This is a genomic window from Sinorhizobium sp. CCBAU 05631 (assembly GCF_002288505.1).
Taxonomy (GTDB): domain Bacteria; phylum Pseudomonadota; class Alphaproteobacteria; order Rhizobiales; family Rhizobiaceae; genus Sinorhizobium; species Sinorhizobium fredii_C.
This window is the reverse complement of the sequence record NZ_CP023064.1, coordinates 890,639-909,682: the sequence shown is the minus strand read 5'-3', so window position 1 is coordinate 909,682 and position 19,044 is coordinate 890,639. Positions and strand designations below refer to the sequence as shown.

The window sequence follows — 19,044 nt, the reverse complement described above, 5'->3', positions numbered from 1 at the left end:
AGACACAGCCGCGGGCCGATAGCATGAAACCATGAACACGATCCGGGAGAACGGCCATGAAACGGGTTCTGACGGCTGCTGCCTTTTTGGCGGCGAGCAGTTTGGTCGCAGGGCAGGGCGCAGCCGCCGACGACGCTGCGCTGATCAAGAGCGCCGAATCCGCAGCGCCCGCTGCGGTCGCAAGCGGCGCTGCCATCCATGCCATGGATGAGAAGGGCACGATGCGCACCTTGAGGGAGGGCACGAACGGTTTCTGGTGCATGCCGGACAACCCGGTCACGCCCGGCCCCGACCCGATGTGCGGCGATGCCAATGCGATGGAATGGGCGATGGCATGGATCGGCAAAAAGGAGCCGCCCAAAGGCAAGGTGGGCTTCATGTACATGCTGGCCGGCGGCACCGACGCGAGCAATACCGATCCCTATGCGACGAAGCCCGAAGAGGGCAACAACTGGGTGCAGACCGGGCCGCATGTCATGATCGTCAACGCGACGGACATGATGCAAGGCTATCCGACGGATCCCAAGCCCGACACGACGATGCCCTATGTCATGTGGGCGGGCACGCCCTATGCCCACCTGATGATCCCGGTAAAATAGCGATGGCCAGAAATCGCGGGCGCGAACGGGCGCCCGCAAATGGCGGCCCTGACAGTCAGCTGCTCGTGCTATTTTCGATCGAGAATGTTGGCTCCGAATTTGGCTCAGTCGACTTGTTCCGCATGGCTGAAAGCGTGCTCAAAGCGAGTTCGTCTGAGCGACGCGCTACAGCACTTTGAATTGCTGCATGTCTTCCTCTTTAATCGACGCCGATTTAAGAAGAAATGCAGTAGGCACCCTGCGATCCTACAGTATTGAAGAACACGCCCGGATTGAACCATACTCGCGGAACAAGCAGAACGCATGTTCCGTTTATTGCGAGCCCGAGGGCACCATGAACGCAGTTCGGTCGAGCGATAAGCCTCCGTGTCGATGCGCACGCGAGGCTTCGCTATGTTAAACGAATCCTGTTGCGGAGCCTCCCATGGAAGACTTCCTACTGTTCGCGGCGGTCGGGTTTCTGGCTCAGGCTGTCGATGGTGCTCTTGGAATGGCCTATGGCGTGATCTCGTCGACGGTGCTCCTCGCCTTCGGCGTGCCGCCGGCACAAGCCTCGGCATCGGCCCATGCCGCGGAACTGTTCACCACCGCCGCCTCCGGCTCCGCCCATCTCTATCACCGCAACATCGACTGGAAACTGTTCCGGCGCCTCGTGCCCTTCGGCGTCGGGGGCGGCATCCTCGGCGCCTTCGTCCTCACTTCGTTCGACGGCGACCAGGTCAAGCCCTTCGTCACAGCCTATCTCGCCATCATCGGGAGCTGGCTGTTGTACCGGTCGTTTCATCGTATTCCGACGAACCCGGTGAAAATGCGAATCGTTGCGCCGCTCGGCGCCACTGCCGGCTTCCTCGATGCGGCCGGTGGCGGCGGCTGGGGTCCCGTTGCGACGACCGGCCTGCTCGGCGCCGGCGGACAGCCGCGCTTCGTCATCGGCACCGTCAATGCGAGCGAGTTTCTGATTGCGCTTTCGGTCTCGCTGAGCTTCCTCGCCATGATCGTAACCGGCCACTGGGAGGAAGCAGGCCATTTCCGCGACTATCTGGCATCGATTGGCGGTCTGATCGCCGGAGGCGTCCTGGCGGCGCCGCTGGCCGGTTGGATGGTCAAGGCGCTGAAGGAGAAGACACTCCTGCGGCTTGTCGGAATTCTGATCACCCTGCTGGCCGGCTACCAGACGCTCCAACTGACTGGAGTGCTCTAAAATTCTTGCGCTACGTCGCGGGCGAAAGATCGCCGAATACGGTGGGGATCAGTTCCGACACGGTCGGGTGGATATGCATGGCGCGGCTGATCGTGGTGTAGGGCCGCTTCGCATACATGACGTCGAGGATGCTCTGGATGGCCTCGTCGCCGCCTGTGCCGAGGATCGAGGCGCCGAGGATGTCCTTCGTGTCGGCGTCGACAATGACTTTCATGAATCCCTGCGTCTCGCCCTTCTCGACGGCACGGCCGACGCGGGTCATCGGCCGGGCGCCGATCAGCAGCTTGCGGCCGGTCCGGCGCGCCTCGGTTTCGGTCATGCCGGCCCGGCCGAGCGGCGGATCGATGTAGAGCGCATAGGTCTGAATGCGGTCGCTGACCAGGCGCGGGTCATTGTCGATGAGGTTCGCGGCGACGATCTCGAAATCGTTGTAGGATGTATGAGTGAAGGCGCCGCGTCCGTTGCAGTCGCCCAGCGCGAAAATATGCGGCACGTTGGTGCGCAGCATGTCGTCGACCTCGATGTATCCGCGTGCGTCGGTCGTAACACCCGCCTTGTCGAGGTCGAGATCGTCGGTGTTCGGGCGGCGGCCGGTGGCAAGCAGCACGTCGGAGCCGACGACTTGCGGGGGGCCCGACGTGCAGTCGACCCCGGCGGCAATGCCGTCGGCGTGCCTGGCGAAGCGGATGCATTCGGCGTTGAGGCGGATGTGGATTCCCTCCTGTTCGAGGATGGCGCGGATCGCATCCGAGACGTCGGGATCCTCGCGCGCAATCAGGCGAGGGCCCTTCTCGATGACGGTGACTTCGGACCCGAAGCGGCGGAACATCTGTGCGAATTCAAGCCCGATATAGCTGCCGCCGATGATGATGAGACGCCGGGGCAGGTGGGCCAGCTCCATGATCGAGCTGTTGGTGAGATAAGGGACCTCGTCGACGCCCGGAAAATCCGGGATCGCGGCGCGTCCGCCGACATTGAGGAAGATCTGCTCTCCGGAAATCCGCTCCTCGCCGATGCGGATCTCGGTTGGACCTTCGAAGCGCGCATGGCCTTCCAGCACCGTGCAGTTCTTCATGCCTTTGAGCCAGGATTCGATTCCCGATCGCGACTCGAGTCGGATTTTTTCCTTTCGGGCCATGACCCGGGCGAAATCGACCGAAACAGGACCGGTCGTCATGCCGTATTCGGCACCGCGGCGCGCCGTGTGGATCGCATAGGCGCTCGCGACCATCGCCTTGGTCGGCATGCAGCCGGTGTTGACACAGGTGCCGCCGAAAAGCTTGCGCTCGATGAGCGCCACGGTCTTGCCGGCCTCCGTCAATCGGCCGGCAAGCGACGGACCGGCCTGACCGGCGCCGATGATGATCGCATCGAATTGCCTGCTCATGACGACACCACCCAAAAGGCCAGCAGAATTGCGGCGAGATCTTCGAGAAGGGCGATCGGCAGGTCCTTGCCGCCGGTCATCGCGACGAGCCGCTTGCGCGCTTGATAACCGCCGAGCGTTCCGATGATCGCACCGATAACGCCGGCGATGGCACCGCCGGCCAAGGAGCCGCTTGCCGTGCCGATGACCGCGCCGCAAAAGCCGCCGCTGACAATGCGGGCGCCGAACTGCTGCGGCACCGTGCGGCTCGGCGTGCCCGGCAGCTGGTCGGTGACATATTCGACGAGCGCCAGCAGGCCGAAGATATAAGGCGTGAAGCGGTAGCCCATGAAGGCCGCCCAGGTGCTGGCAATCGGCAGCCAGCCGGCCGCGGCGGCGATGCTGACGGCAGCTGGCGCGGTCATCGCCCGCAACCCTGCGACGACGCCGATGAGAAGCGCTAGCACATAGACGGTCATCACATCCCCCGACTGTTTTCTCAAGGACCGCTGCGGCCGGTGCGGAAATGCCGTTGCCTCAGGCCGACCGGGCTCATGCTGGCATTCTGGAATGACGAAAGTGGCGATCAGCCGTCACCGGGTACGGAGAACTGCTGCTGTAAGGGAGGCCTCGCGTAAGAGTGACCGACTTCGCCATCGATTGCAACCTGTTAGTACGTGTTCTGACCTCAGTCGACCCGAAGCTCAACCGCAAGTACTAAAGGGTCGTTGCCCTGTTCTTTGCGGAACCCTGACATATATGGATGCTCTAACCGGACGCAGCGGAGAGCCGTGGCGGCTGCGATCAATTGAGGGAGACAATCATGCGCCTGACCCTGATGAACACAGTTATCGGCACCGCTCTAGCCCTTGCTCTGAGTACCGCCGCGGCCAAGGCCGACGTCGTGGTTTCCTCCAAGATAGACACGGAGGGCGGCGTTCTCGGAAACATCATTCTCGCCGTGTTGAATGCCAACGACATCAAGACCACCGACCGGGTCCAACTCGGCGCTACGCCTGTTGTCCGCAAGGCGATCACGGCCGGCGAAATCGACATCTATCCCGAATATACCGGCAACGCCGCGTTCTTCTTCGAGAAGGCAGACGATCCCGCCTGGAAGGATGTGGCCAAAGGCTATGAACTGGCAAAGAAGCTTGACTACGATGCCAACAAGATCGTCTGGCTGACACCGTCGCCGGCCAACAACACCTGGGCGATCGCATTGCGCAAGGAGGTGGTCGAGAAGAACAGCCTCAAGACGCTTTCCGACTTCGGCAAATATGTCAGCGACGGCGGCGAGGTCATCCTGGCGGCGTCCTCCGAGTTCGTGAACTCCGCGGCTGCCTTGCCGGCATTCCAGACCGCCTACGCCTTCACGCTGAAGCCGGAGCAATTGATCACGCTGTCGGGCGGCGATACGGCAGCGACCATCGCCGCGGCCGCCAACCAGACGAACGGCGCCAATGCGGCGATGGTCTATGGTACCGATGGCGGCATTGCGCCCTCCGGCCTGGTCGTCCTCGAGGACGACAAGAACGTGCAGCCGGTCTATCAGCCGACGCCGATCATCCGGGAGGCCATCTTGAAGGAAAATCCCAATATCGAGACGCTTTTGAAGCCCGTCTTCGAGAAGCTCGATCTCGTGACGCTGCAGGAACTGAACGGCCGCGTGCAGGTGGGCGGCGAACCGGCGAAGGCGGTCGCCGAGGATTTTCTGAAGAAGAACGGCTTCCTGAAGTAGGCTGATGAACGGGGGTTGTCCGATGCTGGATCGGACAACCCCCGCGAAAGATGGGGCGAGCGGATCAATTCATGGCGAGCGGTGTCATCCGGGAAATAGAGCGCAGACCCCTTACTATTATCGATAAGCTCGGCGTAATCATTGCGGCTCTGGCGCTTTATGGGGCGTTTCTTGCCCCCTTCGCGACATTCCGGGCAAACCGCATCGTCCAGGGGGAGGGAAAGGCGATCCTGGAAGCATTGCCGCCGTCGCTCGGCTACGGACTTCTTGCTCTTGTAATGTCCGGTGCCATCGTTGCGGTCCTGAGAACATCCGTTCTCGTGCGCATGGCGGCGGCCTTTGCGGCCCTCGTCGCACTCTGCTTTCTCATCGGCAGCGCTGCGGCCAGCCTGACGCCGGCGGACAATGCCTATGCCCGCGTCTCGCCGGCCTCGGGCTTTTGGATACTCGTCCTTGCCTTTGCGCTTCTGGTCGCCGATGCGTTGACGCGGTTGAACCCCGGACCTGGCCTCCGGCTTCTATTCCTCGCGGGGGCCTTGGCGCTCATCGGCGCAATGCTCGCCACCGGGCAATGGAATGGTCTGTCGATCCTCAAGGAATATGCGAGTCGTGCCGAGACGTTCTGGGCCGAGGCCGGCCGCCACCTGACGCTGGCGCTTGGATCGCTCGCCGTGGCAACCGCCGTCGGACTGCCGCTCGGCATTCTCTGCCATCGCGTAGATCGGCTGCGGGCGGCGCTCTTGAATGTCCTGAACGCCATCCAGACGATCCCGTCGATCGCCCTTTTCGGCATCCTCATCGCCCCGCTCGGCTGGGTTGCGACGCATGTTCCGGGCGCTCATGCAATCGGCGTGCGCGGCATCGGCGTCGCTCCGGCCTTCGTCGCGCTCTTTCTCTATTCGCTGCTGCCGGTCGTCGCCAACACGGTCGTCGGCCTCGCCGGCGTGCCGCGCGCGGCCAACGATGCCGCTCGCGGGCTCGGCATGACCGAAGGGCAGCGGCTCGCCCGAGTCGAGTTTCCCTTGGCCTTTCCGGTCATTCTTGCCGGGATCCGCATCGTGCTCGTCCAGAATATCGGGCTTGCCACCATCGCCGCCCTGATCGGCGGCGGCGGCTTCGGCGTCTTCGTCTTCCAGGGCATCGGCCAGACGGCCATGGATCTCGTGCTGCTTGGTGCCGTGCCGACCGTCCTGCTCGCTTTTGCCGCAGCGATCGTCCTCGACGCCCTGATCGAAGTGACGGGTCCGAAACACAGCCGGGGCAAGGCCACATGATCGAATTCGACCGGGTCACCAAGCGATACGACGAAACCGAGGTGGTGAGCGACGTTTCGCTCACCGTCATGCCGCATACGATCACCGTCATCGTCGGGACATCGGGCTCGGGCAAGACGACGCTGATCAGGATGGTCAACCGTCTGGTCGAGCCGACCTCCGGCATGATCCGGATCGACGGCGAGGACAATCGCCTGGTGCCGGAATTCGAACTGCGCCGCCGGATCGGCTATGCGATCCAGGGGCACGGCCTCTTTCCGCACCGCACGGTCGCCGAGAACATCGCCACCGTACCGACGCTGCTCGGCTGGGAAAGGACGCGGGTCAAGGCCAAGGTGGAAGAACTGCTGACCCTCTTCCAGCTCGATCCGGATTTCTTCGGGCCGCGCTATCCGCACGAGCTCTCCGGAGGCCAGCAGCAGCGCGTCGGCGTCGCGCGGGCGCTGGCGGCGGAGCCGAACCTGCTTCTGATGGACGAACCCTTCGGTGCGCTCGACCCGATCATCCGGGCCAAGGCGCAGGACGACCTGCTCGCCATCCAGAAGCATTTCGGCACGACGATCATCCTCGTCACCCACGACATGGAGGAGGCCTTCCATCTCGCCGACCGGATTGCCGTCATGGACAAGGGCGAAGTGGTGCAGCACGGAACGCCGGCCGAGATGCTGGTGCGCCCGGCAACGCCTTTCGTCGAGGAACTGATCGGCGCGACGGAAAGGCCATTCCGCCTGTTGGCCATCGAGACGGCAGGCGATGCCGTCGAACCCGGTGCGGCGGAGGGCACGCCGATACCGGAGGCCTTGAGCCAGCGCGAGGCCCTTTCCGAACTCCTGTGGTCCGGGCGCTCTGCCTTGCCGGTTGCGGCGGCGAACGGCTCCATCCTCGGCAAGATCAGCCTCGACGGCCTGGTCAAACGTGCCGCGAGGCCGCGGTGATGCCGTCGCTCCCGACGCTCCTGCGGCTGGCGGTATTCCTCGTCTTGCTGGCCTTCCTGCTGCAGCCCGGCTGGTTCGAGCCGCTATTCAGGCCGCTGGTGCAGGAGAATGCGCCGGCGGTCTACAATCGGGGCAGCATTTTCTGGCTGACGCTCCTCCATCTTCGAACCGTGCTCGTCGCGACTTTCGCCGCGACGCTTGTTGCCGTGTCGCTGGCGATCCTCGTGACGCGGGAGATGGGCGCCGAATTCCTGCCGCTGTCGCGCAGCCTCGTGAATATCGGCCAGACTTTCCCACCCGTGGCGGTGCTGGCGCTCTCGGTTCCGATCTTCGGCTTCGGCGAGAAGCCGACGCTGATCGCGCTTTTTCTCTATGGCTTGCTGCCGATCTTCGAGAATGCCCTGACGGGGCTGACGACGCTGCCGCCTGCGGTGATGGAGGCGGCGCGCGGTGCGGGCATGACCGAACGCCAAAGGCTTCTTCAGATCGAGCTTCCCCTGGCGCTGCCGGTGATCCTCACCGGCATCCGACTTTCGGTCGTGATCAGCCTCGCGACCGCAACGATCGGCTCGACCGTTGCCGCCAAGACCCTCGGCGAGGTCATCATTGCCGGCCTGCAGTCGAACAATCTCGCCTTTGTCCTGCAGGGCGGTCTCATCGTTGCGGCGCTCGCCGTGCTCATTCACGACCTGCTTCAGGCGCTGGAGCGCACGCTCGCCGGACGCACCCATGCATAGCGTCAGGCGTGCCATTCGGGAGCCCTGACGGGAAGCGGCGTTCGCCGGCCGATGAAAATGAATTTCACATTTTCTCCGAATGTTTGGATTTCTGTTGACGCGATGAAAATTCTATCCCAGTCTACGAAAATAAATTACGAAACGGGAACGGCATCAGCATGAAAGTCGGGATAATCGGACTCGGATTCCGTCTCGGATATCTGGGCTATGTCTTCAAGGCGATCGACGAAAGCTTCGTGATCGCCGGCTATGTCGACCCCGCCCCCGCCGGCCTCGCGACGCTTGCGGAAGAGGGCATTTCGGCGGGAAAGGCCTATGCCAAGCCGGAGGAACTGATTGCCGGCGAAAAACTCGACCTCTTGATGATCGGCTCGCCGAACCACATGCATCTGGATCACATCCGCATCGGACTCGAGGCGGGTCTCAAGGTCTTCTGCGAAAAGCCGATCGTCAGCACCATAGAGCAGAGCGTCGAACTTGCCACGCTGCTGGCGAAGCATGGGCACGACCGGCTGATGGTGGGGCTGGTGCTGCGTTATGCGCCTATGTACCGCGATCTTCGCGCCGCCCAGGCGGCTGGAACCCTCGGCGAGATCGTTTCGATCGAGGCGGCCGAGCATATCGAACCCTATCATGGCGCCTTCTTCATGCGCGACTGGCGCCGCTATGGACGCTATGCCGGCAGCTTCATGCTCGAGAAATGCTGCCACGACCTCGACCTCTATAACGGCGTCGTCGGCGCCCGGCCGGAGCGGGTGGCGAGCTTCGGCGGGCGCAAGAGTTTCACCCCAGCCAATGATCCCGCCCGCGACGGCATCAACGACCTGCAACTGTTTCACCGCAAGCCGAGCGGCTGGCTCGGCTCCGACAAGGTCTTCGACAGCGACGGCGACATCATCGACTATCAGGTTGCGATCATCGAATACGCCAATGGCGTGGCGATGAATTTCCACACGAACCTCAACGTGCCGGACCAGTTCCGCCGCTTCTGCGTGATGGGTTCGCGCGGCATGGCGGAGGGCGACTTCATCCGCGGCTATCTCGACGTCCACGAGGCGCTCTCCGGCAGGAAGGTCGTCGAGAAGAAATATGCGACGGAAACAGCACTCTCGCAGCACTATGGTGCGGACGAGCAGATGGCGGCCGAGATCATCGCCCATGTCAAGCACGGCGGACCGCTGCCGGTCTCGCCGCTCGATGCGCTGGAGGCGGGCATCCTGGCGCTCTCCATGGACGAGGCGCGCATGAAGCGGCAGGTCATCGATCTCCGGCCGCTCTGGGACCGCTTCGACGAAGCCCTGCACGCCCGTGCGGCCTGAGGGGCAGGGGCATGAGTGTTCGCCGCAGCACCGTCATCTTCGCCTGGATACTGCTTCTTCCGGCCGTCCTCTACGTGACGGTAATCGTCGCCTATCCGCTGGTCGATACGTTCATTCTGTCGTTTACGGATGCCTCGCTCAAGAAGACCACCAAATGGGTCGGCACTGCCAATTACGACAAGATTTTCAACGCGACCTTTGCGGAAGTGATCATCCGGACCTTCGTCTGGACCGCCTTTTCGGTGGCGATCAAGATGATCATCGGCACCTTCGGCGCAGTGATGCTGAATGCCGCAGTGCCGGGGCGGGCGCTGTTCCGGGTGCTCACCATGCCGCCCTGGATCGTGCCGATGGCGATCGGCATCTTCATGTGGGGCTGGATGTATAACGGCCAGTTCGGGATGATCTCCGGCCTGCTGCAGAACCTGGGGCTGGTTAGCGGCCCGGTCGCCCTCCTGGCGCACGGCTCGACGGCCTTCTGGGCAACGATCATCACCGATGTCTGGATCGGCGTGCCGCTGGTGACCCTCTATATGCTCGCTTCGATGCAGGCGATCCCGCAGGATCTTTACGAGGCCGCCTGGACGGACGGCGCAGGGCGCTTCTACCGCTTCCGCCGCATCACCCTGCCGCTGCTTGTGCCGTCGATGATCACCATGTCGATGCTGTCGCTGATCGCCACCTTCAACTCCTTCGACATCATCTGGATCCTGACGCAAGGCGGCCCGAACGGCGACACGACGACGATGATCATCGACACCTATCGAACGGCCATCGGCTCGAAGAAATACGGTGAGGGTGCGGCGCGTGCGGTGCTGATCTGCATCTTCCTGTCGATCTTCTGCATCACCTATTTCCGCGTCACGCACCGCCTTGCTTCCGGAGAAAGCCGATGAGCCAGCCGGCCATGATCAACCGCTACCGCTGGTACGAGCTCGTCGGCATCTATGCAGGGATATTCGTCTTCCTGAGCTTCATTCTGGCGCCCTTCGTCGAAGGTTTCCTGGTGTCGCTGAAACCGCTCAGCCTGCTGTTTTCCTCGCCCTATCGCTTCTGGCCTGAGAACGGCTCCTTCGAAGCCTATAGGACCATGTGGGTAAGCGTGCCGGGATTTGCCCGCTACATCTTCAATTCGTTCTTCGTGTCCTTCATCGTCACGGCGGTCGTGCTGGCGCTGGTCGTGCCGGCCGCCTACGCTTTCGCGCGCTTCAGGTTTCGGGGAAACGGGGCGTTGCTCGGCGCCTTCCTCGCGGTCAACATGTTTTCGGGCGCCGTGCTGCTGATCCCGCTCTTCCGGCTGATGCGCAGCATGGGCGTGCTTAACACCTATTTCGCGATGATCGTGCCCGGGGTCGCCTTCCTCATTCCCTCGGCGATCTGGCTCCTGCGCACCTATATGCTGCGCATCCCGCGCGAATTGGACGAAGCGGCCTTCGTCGATGGCGCCAGCCATTTCTATACGCTTCGCCGCGTGATCCTGCCGATCGCCATGCCCGGCATCACCGTGGTCGCGATCACAACGTTCATCGGCTCCTATGCCCAGCAGTTCATCTTCGCGCTGACCTTCAACTCCAAGACCGAATACATGCCGTTGCCGGTCGGGCTCTTTGCCTATTTCGGCCGCCAGGAAGTCGTCTGGAACGAGTTGATGGCCGCAAGCTTCGTCGGCATCGCGCCGGCGGTGATCGTCATCTTCTTCCTTCAACGCTATCTCGTCAGCGGTCTGACCGCCGGCGCGGTGAAACAATAAGCAACCACCAGAGAACGGGAGTCTTACAGTGACCATCGCTTACAAAACCGGGTTTCTTGCGCTTGCCCTGCTCGGATCGACCGCGCTCGCCGCACAGGCCGCCGACCAGGAGATCAGCTGGATCTATTGCGGCGACAAGATCGACCCGATCCACGAGAAATACATCAAGGAATGGGAAGCCAAGAACCCCGGCTGGAAGGTGACGCCGGAAGTCGTCGGCTGGGCGCAGTGCCAGGACAAGGCGACGACGCTCGCCGCGGCCGGCACGCCGGTTGGCATGGCCTATGTCGGATCCCGTACCCTCAAGGAATTCGCCGAGAACGAACTGATCGTTCCGGTGCCGATGACCGAGGAAGAGAAGAAGAGCTACTACCCCAACATCGTCGACACGGTAACCTTCGAGGGCAATCAGTGGGGCGTGCCGATCGCCTTCTCGACCAAGGCACTCTATTGGAACAAGGACCTCTTTAAGCAGGCCGGTCTCGACCCGGAGACGCCGCCGAAGACCTGGGCGGACGAGATCGCCTTCGCAAAGCAGATCAAGGAAAAAACCGGTATTCCGGGCTATGGTCTGCCGGCGAAAACCTTCGACAACACGATGCACCAGTTCATGCATTGGGTTTACACCAACAACGGCAAGGTGATCGACGGCGATAAGATCGTCATCGACAGCCCCGAAGTGCTGGCGGCGCTGCAGGCCTACAAGGATATCACGCCCTATTCCGTCGAAGGCGCAACCGCTTACGAGCAAAACGAAATTCGGGCCATCTTCCTCGACGGCAAGGTCGGCATGATGCAGGCCGGCTCCGGCGCCGCCGCGCGCCTGAAGGAAACGAAGATCAATTGGGGCATTGCGCCGCTGCCGCTCGGCCCCTCGGCCAAGGGCGAAGGCACGCTCTTGATCACCGACAGCCTGGCGATCTTCAAGGATACGGGCGTCGAGGAAAAGGCGATCGAATTCGCGAAGTTCATCACCTCTCCCGGTCCGCAGGGCGAGTACGAACTGCAGGGCGGCGCGGGGCTGACGCCGCTGCGCCCGTCGCCGAAGGTCGATGAATTCGTCAAGGCCGATGCATCCTGGAAGCCCTTGATCGACGGGATCGCCTATGGTGGACCCGAGCCGCTCTTCAAGGACTACAAAGGGTTCCAGAACACCATGATCGAGATGGTCCAGTCGGTCGTCACCGGCAAGGCGGAACCGGCCGATGCCTTGAAAAAGGCTGCTGCCGATCTCGAGCAGTACAAGTAAGCCCGAGGGGACCGCGGGGACTCAATCCTCGCGGTCCCGCCTATTCGCGGATAAGCCGCCTTCGCCGGCGGTCGGAGACAGTGACTTGGGACAGCTCAATCTCAACAAGGTTCAGAAATTCTACGGCACATACGAGGTGCTGAAGAGCGTCGAACTCGAGGTGAAGAACGGCGAATTCGTGGTCTTCGTCGGCCCCTCCGGCTGCGGCAAGTCGACGCTGCTCAGAATGATCGCCGGTCTCGACGAGACGACCGCCGGCGACATCGTCATCGATGGCAAGCGGGTCAACGACCTGCCGCCGGTCAAGCGCGGCATCGCGATGGTCTTCCAGTCCTATGCGCTCTATCCGCACATGACCGTGTTCGAGAACATTGCCTTTCCGCTGCGCGTGGAAAAGATGGCGGAGGAGAAGCTGAAAGCAAAGGTCGAGCATGCGGCGCGCATCCTCCATCTCGACCAGCGGCTGCAGCAGAAACCGGGCATGCTTTCCGGCGGTCAGCGCCAGCGCGTGGCGATCGGCCGGGCGATCGTGCGCGAGCCGAAGATCTTCCTCTTCGACGAGCCGCTCTCGAACCTCGACGCGGCGCTACGCGCCGACATGCGCATCGAGCTCGCGAAACTGCATCGGCAATTGAAGGCAACGATGATCTACGTCACCCACGACCAAGTCGAGGCGATGACGATGGCGGACCGGATCGTCGTGCTGAATGCCGGTGAGATCGCCCAGACCGGCGCGCCGCTCGAGCTCTATCACAAACCGGCCAACATCTTCGTCGCCGGCTTCATCGGCCATCCAAAGATGAATTTTCTGCCGGTCACCTGCATCGGCGTGCGCGAGGACGGCGTTGAAATCGACTACAGAGGACAGACCGCGGTCGTACCGGTTACGGCCCGCAGCGGCATGGTTGGCCGTTCGCTGACGCTTGGCGTGCGGCCGGAGCACATCCAGACGGGCTCCGCCGACCTGACGCTGGTGATCAACCCGTCGGTCATCGAGCGCCTCGGAGCACACACGGTTGCCTATGCTTCGCTCGGTGGCGAGGGCGAGAACTATTGCGCCATGCTGCCGGGTACCGCCGTCATCCGCGCGGAAGAACAGGTGACGACCGGCATCCGCGCCGGTGATTGCCACCTGTTCGACGAAAATGGCGTTGCCTTCGAGCGTCGGGTCGAGATGACCGACATCGATCTGGCCCTCTTCGATCCGGCGGCCTGAGCGTGACCGTGGCGATACGACTGCTGGGCCCCGACGAGGTCGGGACCTTCCGGCGCATCCGCCTCGAGGCGCTGCGCACCGAGCCCGATTCCTTTGCCAGCAGCGCGGCGGATTGGGAAAAGCTTCCAGACGAAGAATGGCGCCGGCGGCTGACCGACAATCCCGTCTTCGTCGCCTTCCGCGGCGGCGAACCGGTGGGCATCATGGGCCTGCTGCGGCAGAGCGCCAGCATGATGGCGCATCGCGCCACCGTGGTCATGGTCTACGTGCATCGGAGCTTGCGCGGCAGCGATGCCGCAGGGCTGCTGCTCGCAGCGGTGACCGACCACGCGCGGCATCAAGGCATCCGGCAATTGGAGCTGTCGGTCAGCGCTGAAAACGCGGCGGCAATCGCCTTTTACCGCCGCGAGCGGTTCGAAGCGGTCGGTCGCATTCCCGGCGGCTGCATCCGCAACGGCCGGGAAGTCGACGACATCATCATGGTCCGGCGGATCGTCGATTGAACAATGAGTGCCGGCGCAGTCAGAGCGTCGAATTGAGCGCGCCGCCGTCGAGCAGCAGGTTCTGGCCGACGATATAGCCGGCATACTGGCTGCACAGGAATGCCGCGGCGGCGCCGAACTCGCTCGGCGTGCCGATGCGCCCGGTCGGATTCTGCGCATATTCCTCGGCGCGAGCCTCTTCGAGCGAAATCCCGCGTGCCTTGGCGGATTTTTCAAGCAGTTTTTCCAGACGCTCCGTCTCATGCGAACCGGGCAGCAGGTTGTTGATGATGACGCCGTGACGGGCGACCTGACGGGCCGTGCCGGCAACGAAGCCGGTGAGCCCGGTGCGGGCGCCGTTGGAGAGACAGAGTTCTGGGATCGGCGATTTCACCGAGGCCGAGGTGATATTGACGATGCGGCCCCATTTCCGCTCGATCATGCCGGGGATCAAGGCCTTCATCAGCAGGATCGGCGCCAGCATATTGGCCCTGATCGCCTCCAGCCAATTGTCTTCGGTCACGCTCGACCAGTCGCCGGGCGGCGGCCCGCCGGCATTGGTGACAAGGATATCCGGACGCGGCTCCGCCCGCATGAGCGCTTCGCGGCCATCCTCCGTGGTGACGTCGGCGGCGACGATCCCGACCTCCACGCCATATTCCTTGCCGATGGCGCGCGCCGTCTCGCGAAGCTGTTTCGGCTCGCGCGCATTGAGCGTCAGGATGACGCCCGCCTCGGCGAGCTTTTCAGCGACGCCTCGGCCCAGCCCCTTGGAACCGGCGCAGACCAACGCCCGCTTGCCTTTGATACCCAAATCCATCGTATGCTCCGATTTTCACTTTTGGCCAGTTTGCCCTCACAGGTTCACAAACTGGCGGCTGATATTGAGCGACGTCACACTCGCCTGGCCATGTCGGCCACTGCCTCTGACAGTAAGGCAATCTCCGACGCCGTGTTCAGATAGCTTACCGACGCCCTGGCGATATGGTCCAGTCCTCGTGCGGTCATATCGAGCGGCGTATAGGGAACACCATTCGCACCGATCGCGATTTGCCGTTCGGCGAGTGCCGCACGAATGTCGGCCGCCGGAACGCCCTTGACCGTAAAGGAGACGATACCGGAGAGTTCTGTTCCCATATCCCGCAGCGTCACATTCGGAATACCGCGCAGATTGTCGCGCAGCGCGCTGGAGAGTCCGCTGATCCGCGCGCGGATCGCTCCGATGCCGAGGGTCCGTGCCTGGCGAATGGCAGCGCCCAACCCGAAAATCAGCGCCGGCGAAATCTCGCCCGCCTCGAACCGGCGTGCGTCGTTGCGGAATTTGACGACCCCATCGACGATCGGCCCCGAAAGCACATCGAGAGAGCGCGGCGTCAGCCGTGGCAGGAACTCTTGTCTGACATAGAGGATCGCCGTGCCGCGCGGCGCCCGGAGGAATTTCCGGCCTGTTGCCTTCAACACATCGCATCCGAGCGAGGCGACATCGATCGGGATCTGGCCGAGGGCCTGGGCGGCGTCGATGAAATAGGGAATGCCGGCCCCCTTGGTCACGCGGCCCACGGCCGCCGCGTCGTTGATGAGGCCGCCATTCGCGGGAAGCCATGTGAGCGATACCAGACGCACGCGATCGTCGATCATCGATGCCAACGCCGAGGCGTCGACGCTGCCGTCATCACGGGCGGGAATTGTCTCGATCCGCGCTCCGGCCCGCGCCGCGGCCTCTTGCATTGTGGCGAGATTGCCGCCCCATTCCTGGCGACCGACGAGAATGCGGTCACCGGCGACAAGCGGCGGCAAGGCCGAGAAAGCCGCGCCCCAGGCGGCCGACCCACTGGTGAGGAAGGCAATCTCGTTCGGATCGGCGCCGATCAGTGCGGCCGTGTCGGCGCGCACCTCTTCCAGAAGCGCGCTCGTTCCACTCGCCGCTTCCATCGGTCCCTCGATCGCTTCCTTGCGCAGGTAGTCCCAGATCGCCGCAAGTACCGCTTGCGAGGGCAGCGAGGCGCCGGAATGATTGAAATGCATTCCGGCCCCACAGCCGGGAGTCTCCGCACGAAGCTGCTCCACGTCGAGTGCTTCCTTCATGCGGCAGGCCCCAGCTCCACCAGTGCGTCGACCTCGACCATGGCACCGGCGGGCAGCGCGGCCACGCCCACGGCGGCACGCGCGTGCCGCCCCGCTTCGCCAAACACCTCGACGAACAGGTCCGATGCGCCATTGGCGACTTGCGAGTGCGCCGTGAAGGCCGGCGTCGAGGCGATGAAGACGCCGAGCCGAACGACACGCCGGACCGCCGCCAACGTGCCATCGGTTGCCGCCGCAATCTGCGAGAGGACGCCGATCGCAGCATATTCGGCCGCGATGCGACCTGCCTCCTCAGAAACGCCGGTGCCGAGGATCCCAGTCAGGACCTCTTCATCCCTCACGCTGATCTGCCCCGAAACGGTGAGGAGGTTGCCGGTTCGAGCCGTCGAGACGTAATTCGCCGCCGGCGCCGAAGCTCCCGGCAATCGATGGCCGAGGGCAGAAAGTTTGGATGCGATGGTCGCTGACATGGCGGTCTCCCGTTGGAAATGCCGAGAGAATGCGAGGGTCCTTCGATTGCTTCCAATTCAAACTGCGCTATGGTGCGATCGATTACGCTAATGCCACGACGAAAGAGCCCATGCGCACATCCCGCACCATGCCGCCGCTGCAGGCCTTGCGGGCCTTCGAAGCGGTGGGTCGCTTGCTCAGCTTCCGCAAGGCGGGCGAAGAGTTGCTGATCACCCAAAGCGCAGTGAGCCACCACATCAAGCAGCTCGAGGAGACGCTCGGCGTGCGGCTGTTCGTCCGCAAAGCCAAGAGCATCGAATTGACGATCGAGGGGGCGGACTATCTCGGCAGGACCACCGAAGCCTTCGGGATTATCGCCGGCGCGACTTCCGAGATTCGCTACCGCGCTGCCAGGCAACGCGTGCGCGTCAGCGTCCTTCCCTCCTTTGCCGCCAACTGGCTGGTCTCCCGTCTTTCCCGGTTCATGATCGAGCATCCTGAGATTGAGGTGGACCTCGAGCCGACATTGGGTCTCACGACCTTCGAAACCGGCGATGTCGACCTGGCCATACGCTTCGGTGCCGGGCAGTGGGATGGGATGTTGGCGGAGCGGTTGATGAACGAAGAGCTGAGCCCCGTGTTGAGCCCGACCCTCTACGGCGATGGATCACGCTTCGCAAGGCCGGCGGATTTGCTCGCCCAGACCCTGCTCGAGTCCAGCAAGCCCGTGGACTGGCAGCTTTGGTGCGGCGAAGCCGGTGTCGACTATCGGCGCGGCCGAATACTTCAGCTGACCGACTACAACATCGTGCTTCAAGCGGCTCTCAATGGGCAAGGTGTCGCGATCGGGCGCCTGCATATGGTGCGCGACCATCTTTCGGCCGGACGGCTCGTGCAACCTTTCGCGCACTCGGTCCGGTCCGATCGGATCGCCTACTGGATCGTCACGCCAAAAGGTCGCCGACCGGCCCCCGCCGCAGAAATCTTCGCTTCCTGGCTGAAGGAAGAGGCGGCATCACCGCCTTCGCCGCCCCGCTAACAAGCGACACGGAGGCTGACGTGTCGACGGCGATCATTACAGCAGCCCGTCATCCCCATAGAGGAAGTCCCGACTGCGGGCTGCACTGGGGCCGGACGTGTGCGTTTGGGCTGCGGAGTCGCGTATCGTATCGAGATGTTCACGCCGGTGCGGATCGCTTATGATCGGCCAGATATCGCGCCGCGCCCGCCGATAGGGCGTTTTCGCCGGATCGTTGGGGTAGGGTGTTCCGGCCGAGCAATAGAGGATCTGCGACGCGATCTTGGAGAACGAGGCGTAGAAGTGGTTGGTGGATTTGACCACCAGGATTTTCTTCGCATTCGGATCGATACCCATCACCGAGAACAGGCTCGGGTCGAAGCTTTGGGCGCGAGTCGAATTGAGAATGATGTCGATACCGCGATACTGAAGGTGCGCTGCGTCGCCGAAGGGGGCGAAGCTCTCGCCGAAGCGCATTTCGGCATTGCGCACCAGCCGCACCACCCTGACGATGCCGTCGATCGGATGGCCCGTGCCGGGGGCCGATTTCGCCCCGAAGCGCAAAGGAATTTCGGCGCCTTCGCCCGCCGCCATGCAAATCTGCACGGCCATCGGATCCCAGATGGTGCCGATCGCCGCGTCCGTCACACCGTTCGCGAGCAGTTCCCCGAGCACGACCGTCGCATCGCCCGCCGTGCCGCCGCCGGGATTGTCCCACATGTCGGCGATTACGACCGGACCTGCAGGTGCGGCGATCGCCGCGGCGACCGCCTGCCTTTCGTCGATTTCCGACATGCGGAAGGTGCCGCGCCTTTCGAAAAGTTCGAGGCCGAGTTCGCGAGCGAGCGCTTGGCCCTTTTCCGGACGGCCATCGGTGACGACAACCGTCTTGGTGCCCATCTCCGGAACGTCGCCGGCCATGAAGCCGTGCACGACCGACAGCGACAGGACGTCCGGATCCTCCCGCTCGATCCGCATCAGCTTGTCGACGAAGCTGCGCATCGGTTCGCGCGACGTCGGAAAGACGTCGATCATCCGGCAGTCGAATACCGACATGACCGGTCGAACGCGCCCTTCGAGCGTGTCGACGGCAATGCGCCAGAGGTCTTCGGCGCGATCGACGAAATCCGTGTGCGGAAATTCCTTGAAGAAGACAAAGAAATCGGCGGCCGCGACACGCTTTTCAGTAAGATGGCTGTGCGGATCGAGCTCGACGCAGACAAGCACCTCCGGCCCGACGATCTCGCGCACGCGCGTCAGGAGATCGCCCTCCGTATCCTCGTAGCCGTCGGCGACCATCGCACCATGCAGCCCGAGCACCACGGCGTCGACGGGGAGGGCCGAACGCAATTGCCCGAGGATCTCGTCGCGCAATGCCTCATAGGTTTGCCGGTTGACCAGCCCGGCGGGGTCCGCCCAGGCCGCGGTGCCCTCGATCAGCTGCCAGCCCTTCTCCGCCGCCACGCGGCGGCCCACGGTGATCGGCGCGGTGCAGAGCGTCGGCGTTTCCGGATGCTTGCCAGGAGGCGCATAAAGCGACGCTTCGAAGGCGCGCCTGTCGATGCAGATGGGAGAGAAGGTGTTCGTTTCGGTTGCCAGGGCCGCTGTAAAAATGCGCAATG

General features: G+C 63.2%; 19 protein-coding genes. 13 read left to right on the top strand and 6 right to left on the bottom strand.

The genetic code is table 11. The annotated features are described in order from the left end of the window. Nucleotides 1-56 precede the first annotated feature (56 nt). Both SS05631_RS23760 and SS05631_RS23755 read left to right on the top strand, forming a co-directional pair. Nucleotides 57-599 (top strand): hypothetical protein, encoded by a 543-nt coding sequence (locus SS05631_RS23760; RefSeq protein ID WP_037417078.1) that lies wholly within the window; start codon nucleotides 57-59, stop codon nucleotides 597-599. 424 nt (nucleotides 600-1,023) lie between these two features. Then, nucleotides 1,024-1,800 (top strand): sulfite exporter TauE/SafE family protein, encoded by a 777-nt coding sequence (locus SS05631_RS23755; RefSeq protein WP_037417080.1) that lies wholly within the window; start codon nucleotides 1,024-1,026, stop codon nucleotides 1,798-1,800. Nucleotides 1,801-1,810: 10 nt separating this feature from the next. Here SS05631_RS23755 and SS05631_RS23750 read toward each other — a convergent pair whose 3' ends face one another. Together SS05631_RS23750 and SS05631_RS23745 are read right to left on the bottom strand one after the other, a co-directional pair. Then, complete coding sequence (locus SS05631_RS23750; RefSeq protein WP_037417082.1) at nucleotides 1,811-3,187, bottom strand: FAD-containing oxidoreductase; 1,377 nt, start codon at nucleotides 3,185-3,187, stop codon at nucleotides 1,811-1,813. Then, the gene (locus SS05631_RS23745; RefSeq protein ID WP_037417084.1) at nucleotides 3,184-3,645 is read right to left on the bottom strand and encodes a membrane protein; all 462 of its coding nucleotides are present in this window, start codon (nucleotides 3,643-3,645) and stop codon (nucleotides 3,184-3,186) included. Before SS05631_RS23745 ends, SS05631_RS23750 begins: the two co-directional genes overlap by 4 nt. A gap of 344 nt (nucleotides 3,646-3,989) precedes the next feature. On the opposite strand from SS05631_RS23745, the gene SS05631_RS23740 reads away from it, so the two are divergent. The 10 genes from SS05631_RS23740 (at nucleotide 3,990) to SS05631_RS23690 (ending at nucleotide 13,890) form a co-directional block, all read left to right on the top strand. Further along, a complete protein-coding gene (locus tag SS05631_RS23740) occupies nucleotides 3,990-4,907 on the top strand; it encodes an ABC transporter substrate-binding protein (RefSeq protein ID WP_037417086.1) in 918 nt (305 codons plus the stop codon). 71 nt (nucleotides 4,908-4,978) lie between these two features. Beyond that, the gene (locus SS05631_RS23735; protein ID WP_050988217.1) at nucleotides 4,979-6,181 is read left to right on the top strand and encodes an ABC transporter permease; all 1,203 of its coding nucleotides are present in this window, start codon (nucleotides 4,979-4,981) and stop codon (nucleotides 6,179-6,181) included. After that, a complete protein-coding gene (locus SS05631_RS23730) occupies nucleotides 6,178-7,116 on the top strand; it encodes an ABC transporter ATP-binding protein (RefSeq protein WP_037417089.1) in 939 nt (312 codons plus the stop codon). Before SS05631_RS23735 ends, SS05631_RS23730 begins: the two co-directional genes overlap by 4 nt. After that, on the top strand, nucleotides 7,116-7,853 hold the full coding sequence (locus SS05631_RS23725) for an ABC transporter permease (RefSeq protein WP_037417092.1): 738 nt from the start codon (nucleotides 7,116-7,118) through the stop codon (nucleotides 7,851-7,853). Before SS05631_RS23730 ends, SS05631_RS23725 begins: the two co-directional genes overlap by 1 nt. Nucleotides 7,854-8,011: 158 nt before the next feature. Continuing rightward, nucleotides 8,012-9,172, top strand: coding sequence for a Gfo/Idh/MocA family oxidoreductase (locus SS05631_RS23715; RefSeq protein WP_037417095.1), 1,161 nt, complete (start codon nucleotides 8,012-8,014; stop codon nucleotides 9,170-9,172). An 11-nt stretch (nucleotides 9,173-9,183) separates the two neighbouring features. Beyond that, nucleotides 9,184-10,068: a sugar ABC transporter permease gene (locus SS05631_RS23710; RefSeq protein ID WP_037417098.1), complete on the top strand. Its 885-nt coding sequence runs from the start codon at nucleotides 9,184-9,186 to the stop codon at nucleotides 10,066-10,068. Beyond that, the gene (locus SS05631_RS23705; protein ID WP_037417102.1) at nucleotides 10,065-10,922 is read left to right on the top strand and encodes a carbohydrate ABC transporter permease; all 858 of its coding nucleotides are present in this window, start codon (nucleotides 10,065-10,067) and stop codon (nucleotides 10,920-10,922) included. The genes SS05631_RS23710 and SS05631_RS23705 overlap by 4 nt, the downstream gene beginning before the upstream one ends. A gap of 28 nt (nucleotides 10,923-10,950) precedes the next feature. Then, nucleotides 10,951-12,171 (top strand): extracellular solute-binding protein, encoded by a 1,221-nt coding sequence (locus SS05631_RS23700; protein WP_037417105.1) that lies wholly within the window; start codon nucleotides 10,951-10,953, stop codon nucleotides 12,169-12,171. Between the two features lie 85 nt (nucleotides 12,172-12,256). After that, on the top strand, nucleotides 12,257-13,387 hold the full coding sequence (ugpC, locus tag SS05631_RS23695; protein WP_037417108.1) for a sn-glycerol-3-phosphate ABC transporter ATP-binding protein UgpC: 1,131 nt from the start codon (nucleotides 12,257-12,259) through the stop codon (nucleotides 13,385-13,387). 2 nt (nucleotides 13,388-13,389) lie between these two features. Beyond that, nucleotides 13,390-13,890, top strand: coding sequence for a GNAT family N-acetyltransferase (locus tag SS05631_RS23690; protein ID WP_037417111.1), 501 nt, complete (start codon nucleotides 13,390-13,392; stop codon nucleotides 13,888-13,890). A 19-nt stretch (nucleotides 13,891-13,909) separates the two neighbouring features. Here the strand turns inward: SS05631_RS23690 and SS05631_RS23685 are convergent, their stop codons facing one another. The 3 genes from SS05631_RS23685 to SS05631_RS23675 all read right to left on the bottom strand — a co-directional run bounded on the left by SS05631_RS23685 (nucleotide 13,910) and on the right by SS05631_RS23675 (nucleotide 16,424). Beyond that, the gene (locus SS05631_RS23685; protein WP_037417114.1) at nucleotides 13,910-14,689 is read right to left on the bottom strand and encodes an SDR family oxidoreductase; all 780 of its coding nucleotides are present in this window, start codon (nucleotides 14,687-14,689) and stop codon (nucleotides 13,910-13,912) included. Nucleotides 14,690-14,763: 74 nt separating this feature from the next. Further along, nucleotides 14,764-15,954: an aminotransferase class V-fold PLP-dependent enzyme gene (locus tag SS05631_RS23680; protein ID WP_037417117.1), complete on the bottom strand. Its 1,191-nt coding sequence runs from the start codon at nucleotides 15,952-15,954 to the stop codon at nucleotides 14,764-14,766. After that, nucleotides 15,951-16,424 carry a RidA family protein gene (locus tag SS05631_RS23675; RefSeq protein WP_037417120.1) on the bottom strand — a complete coding sequence of 158 codons (474 nt, stop codon included), beginning with the start codon at nucleotides 16,422-16,424 and terminating at the stop codon, nucleotides 15,951-15,953. The genes SS05631_RS23680 and SS05631_RS23675 overlap by 4 nt, the downstream gene beginning before the upstream one ends. A gap of 110 nt (nucleotides 16,425-16,534) precedes the next feature. Here SS05631_RS23675 and gcvA point away from each other — a divergent pair, with 110 nt between their 5' ends. Further along, nucleotides 16,535-17,443, top strand: coding sequence for a transcriptional regulator GcvA (gcvA, locus tag SS05631_RS23670; RefSeq protein WP_037417145.1), 909 nt, complete (start codon nucleotides 16,535-16,537; stop codon nucleotides 17,441-17,443). A gap of 36 nt (nucleotides 17,444-17,479) precedes the next feature. Here gcvA and SS05631_RS23665 read toward each other — a convergent pair whose 3' ends face one another. Beyond that, the gene (locus SS05631_RS23665) at nucleotides 17,480-19,042 is read right to left on the bottom strand and encodes a M81 family metallopeptidase (protein ID WP_037417123.1); all 1,563 of its coding nucleotides are present in this window, start codon (nucleotides 19,040-19,042) and stop codon (nucleotides 17,480-17,482) included. Between the last annotated feature and the right edge of the window lie 2 nt (nucleotides 19,043-19,044).